This is a genomic window from Clostridioides sp. ZZV15-6598, assembly GCF_020657705.1.
GTDB classification, from domain to species: domain Bacteria; phylum Bacillota; class Clostridia; order Peptostreptococcales; family Peptostreptococcaceae; genus Clostridioides; species Clostridioides difficile_F.
On record NZ_JAGWCS010000265.1, the window covers coordinates 1 to 1,592 of the forward strand.

Annotated in this window: 1 protein-coding gene and 1 pseudogene; both read left to right on the plus strand. The window is 34.5% G+C overall.

The genetic code is table 11. From position 1 onward, the window contains the following. Positions 1 to 302, plus strand: a pseudogene (locus KGF50_RS21400) (phage tail protein); the annotation flags it as partial. Between the two features lie 16 nt (positions 303 to 318). Further along, positions 319 to 1,592: glycine rich domain-containing protein (locus KGF50_RS21405; protein ID WP_227849931.1), on the plus strand; the 1,274-nt coding region annotated here is incomplete at its 3' end.

Below are 1,592 nucleotides of genomic sequence, written 5' to 3' on the forward strand. Positions count from 1 at the left end.
TAGATACAACTAAAGCAGAATTAGCAAGCAATATAGAAACTGCTAAAACAGAGTTAAATACAAAAATAGGGGATACAGCACAACTTAATACAACAGATAAAACAAATATAGTTAGTGCATTGAATGAAGTAAAAACTAGTGTAGATAGCATAGAAACAACAGCAGAGAAAACAAGTTATAATAATGCAACAAGTAATCTTACTGCTACAAATGTTCAGAATGCGATTGATGAAGTTGTTGCAAAGATAGAAAATTTTAATGAGATTAATATAAATACAATAAATAATATATTACCTATATAGAAAGGAGAATGTTGAAATGGCTAAGATTTATGATTTTGACTGTGTATACGGAGAACAAAAAGTTGTTTTGCCACCAGGAAAGTACTTACTCGAATGCTGGGGAGCAGCTGGTGGTGGGGGTAGTAAAATAACCGATGCTAACTTACGTTCTAAAGGAGGGTATTCTAAAGGTGAACTGACATTAAAAAAAGAGACAGCATTGTATGTTTACACTGGTAGGGGAGGTTCCAATTATTCTCCATTCAACGGTGGAGGAAAAGCAATGATGCACGAGGGAACTTCTGATGGTGGAACCGTATATTGTAATGGTGGTGGAGCAACAGATATAAGAATTGTTGGTGGAAATTGGGATAATGAGCAAAGTCTTTTATCTAGAATAATTGTAGCAGGTGGAGGTGGTAGAAATAATTTTGAAACAAAAGGTGGTGATGGTGGCGGAGATACTGGAGGTGACGGTTTTAAATCAGATAGCAAAGGAACTCAAACTAGCGGCGGCAAAGGCGGAGTGGGGTCGGATGGCTCTTTTGGAAAAGGTGGAAGTGCTATATCAACCAGTTCAGGAGAAAATTATGGAGGTGGAGGTGGTGGATGGTATGGAGGTGGAAGTGGTTATAATGCAGGTGGTGGTAGTGGTTATGTCTTTAAAAATGGTAGTTATAGACCTGTTGGATATATACCAAGTAAGGAATTTTGGCTAGAAAATTCTAGCACAATAACAGGTGGAGGCATTGCAGGAGGAGATGGAAAAGCTAAAATAACGCTATTACAAGGCTTACCTTTCCTTACTATTAATTCTTATACATCTCAACAAACTATTTTCACAGCAGGACATACAGAAGAAAATAAACTATCTAAAATTGAATGGTATCTTGATAATGTATTAAAAGAGACTATAACAACAGATTTATACTTAGAAAAAACTATTAATTATACACTTGAAGATAACGCACTTCACACACTTAAAATAATTGTGACAGATATTAATAACATGACTTGCGAGCAAGTTGTTACTATAAGCAAAAGTATAATGCCACTACCGATTAATGCTAACCTACAAGATATATCATCCAAGTTAACAGAGATTGCAGAAAGTTTTAAAAGTGGTAAAACAAGTATTATAAATACTTTAGCATTAAAGAATATAGAAGCAAGTTTAAATAATACACTGGTGGAGTTGTCAGAGAAAATTAAAACAAGTTTTGACAGTGGAGATGCTAATATTGAGGAGTTGCAAAATAGGATAACAGAATTAACTAATCAATTAAGTCAAAGAATTAAATATGCAACTGG